The sequence below is a fragment of the Pseudomonas baetica genome (genome assembly GCF_019733355.1).
In the GTDB taxonomy this organism is placed as follows: domain Bacteria; phylum Pseudomonadota; class Gammaproteobacteria; order Pseudomonadales; family Pseudomonadaceae; genus Aquipseudomonas; species Aquipseudomonas baetica_A.
Window position 1 is genome coordinate 1 of sequence record NZ_JAIHLQ010000106.1, and the last position, 2,342, is coordinate 2,342.

General features: G+C 57.8%; 3 protein-coding genes. All 3 read right to left on the reverse strand.

Going from position 1 to position 2,342, the window contains the following annotated elements:
• Nucleotides 1–34: 34 nt before the first annotated feature.
• The 3 genes from tnpC to tnpA all read right to left on the reverse strand — a co-directional run bounded on the left by tnpC (nucleotide 35) and on the right by tnpA (nucleotide 2,273).
• Nucleotides 35–1,561: an IS66 family transposase gene (gene tnpC / locus K5E40_RS34215; RefSeq protein ID WP_221734419.1), complete on the reverse strand. Its 1,527-nt coding sequence runs from the start codon at nucleotides 1,559–1,561 to the stop codon at nucleotides 35–37.
• A 62-nt stretch (nucleotides 1,562–1,623) separates the two neighbouring features.
• Entirely contained in the window at nucleotides 1,624–1,959 is a 336-nt protein-coding gene (gene tnpB, locus K5E40_RS35340; protein ID WP_311776000.1) for an IS66 family insertion sequence element accessory protein TnpB, read from the reverse strand.
• Nucleotides 1,956–2,273 carry an IS66-like element accessory protein TnpA gene (tnpA, locus tag K5E40_RS34225; RefSeq protein WP_159889782.1) on the reverse strand — a complete coding sequence of 106 codons (318 nt, stop codon included), beginning with the start codon at nucleotides 2,271–2,273 and terminating at the stop codon, nucleotides 1,956–1,958. The genes tnpB and tnpA overlap by 4 nt, the downstream gene beginning before the upstream one ends.
• Between the last annotated feature and the right edge of the window lie 69 nt (nucleotides 2,274–2,342).

Here is a 2,342-nt window from a genome sequence, read left to right on the forward strand (position 1 = left end):
ATCGTAAGCGTCTGCCCAACTCACGTTGCGTAAGTCAGACAGATACCCACTGATGCGGCAGCAGTTGGTCGATCTCACTCGCCCGTTGCGTCGGCAACCGCGTCAGCACATCTTTGAGATAGGCATACGGATCGTGCCCATTCATGCGCGCCGACTGGATCAAGCTCATGATCGCCGCCGCCCGTTTGCCGCTGCGAAGCGATCCGGCAAACAACCAATTCGAACGGCCAAGCGCCCACGGTCTGATCTGGTTTTCGACTGGATTGTTGTCTATGGGGACAGCGCCATCATCCAGGTAGCGCGTCAGCGCGATCCAGCGTTTAAGGCTGTAATCCAAGGCTTTGGCCGTCGCTGATCCGTTGGGCACAAGATCGCGCTGGGTCAACATCCAGTCGTGCAGTGTTTTTGCCAACGGCGCTGCTTTTTCTTGCCGTATTCGGCGGCGATCCTCATCGCTCATGTCCCGCGCTTGGCGTTCAACTTCGTACAGGCCACCAATCGAGTGCAGCGCCTGTTCGGCCAGCTGACTTTTATTCGCCACGTGCAGATCGAAAAACTTGCGGCGGGCGTGGGCCATGCAGCCGATTTCGATCATGCCTTTCTCGAAGCCAGCTTTGTAGCCAGCAAAGTCGTCGCACACCAGCTTGCCGTTCCATGAGCCGAGGAAGTTACGTGCATGCTCACCTGCCCGGCTCGGGCTGAAGTCATAGACCACGGCCTTGAGCACCGAAAACGGCGTGGTGCAGTAAGCCCATACATAAGAACGGTGAGTTTTCTTCTGTCCGGGCGCAAGCATCTGCACCGGCGTCTCGTCGGCATGGACGACTCGTTGGGCCAAAACGGCTTCTCGCAAGGCATCAACCAGCGCCTGAAGCTGCACACCGGTCTGTCCAACCCATTGAGCCAGTGTGGAGCGCGGGATCGCTAAACCGGCACGTCCGAAGATTTTCTCCTGCCGATACAACGGCAAGTGGTCAGCGAACTTCGCCACCATCACATGGGCCAGCAGACCTGCGGTTGGGATGCCTTTGTCGATCACTTGGGCCGGTACTGGTGCCTGGATCAGTGTTTCGCACTGACGGCAGGCCCATTTCCCACGCACATGCTGTTCGACGGTGAACACGCCTGGCGTGTAATCCAGTTTCTCGCTGACGTCCTCGCCGATGCGCTGAAGTTGGCAACCGCAAGTGCACTGAGTGTTTTCTGGTTCGTGATGAATGACGGTACGTGGAAACTGCGACGGCAGCGGCGCGCGCTTTGGCTTTTGGCGCGCTACTTCTGGAGCAGGAGTCGGAGGCAGTGCCGTCAGCTCGGCGTCGATAGCCTCAAGATCGGTGTTAAGAAGATCGTCGAGCAAGCTGCCTTGCTCAGGACTGATCTGCTCGCTGCGCTTGGCAAACCGGTGCCGCTTGAGGATCGCGATCTCGTGGGTCAACTGTTCGATGATGGTTTGATCGCGGTGGTTCTTTCTGCCCATCGTGTCGACCTTCGACATCAACTGCGCAGCGAGTGCACGCAGTTGGTCGGGGGTCATGTGGTCGAGGTTTGGCATAGAAGTCATGCCGTGAATTTTACCAAAGCCGACCGCGTGCGACAGCGTGTTCTGGGTTTAATTACAGCTTTTTAAAGGATCGTGATTGCACCGCCAGCGCCAACGCGCTGCCAAGGCAAACCAAGTACCACGGCCTGAAGTTGCTCACTATCCAGTTCCAACTCGCTGCCTTGTCGTATGCCTGGCCAGTGGAATTTTCCTTGGTTCAACCGCCGTGCCGCCAGCCAAACGCCGATCCCGTCATGCACGAGAACTTTCATACGATTGGCCCGGCGATTGGCAAACAGATAAGCGCAGTGCGGCTTCGCCGCACCGAATACTGCGATCACTCTGGCCAGCGCAGTTTCGGTGCCGGCACGCATATCCATGGGTTCGGTGGCGAGCCAGATGGCGTCAATGCGGATCACTTGGCAAGCTCTCGGATAAATCGAGCGCACCCATCAGGATCGGACACTGGCCACTTCACGGCGATGGCTTGTTCGCCAACGGGTATCTCGATGATCGCCAATGCCTCTGACGGCCGCTTAGGAGGAGCCTTCAACGGGACAAACGCAGGCAACGCGGGCACTGAGCTGTGCCGGTAAAGCGGCAGCCATTTACGAATGACGTTGGCGTTGATGCCGTGAGCGATGGCGACGCTTGAAACGGTGGCGCCGGGCTGAAGGCATTCCTGAACGACCTGGGCTTTGAACGGTTTGGGATAAGAGCTTCGTTGGCGCATGAAAATCCTGGCGATTAAGGGCGATCGCGTCCGCTTAAAAATACGCGGACACCATCGCCCTTAATGCTG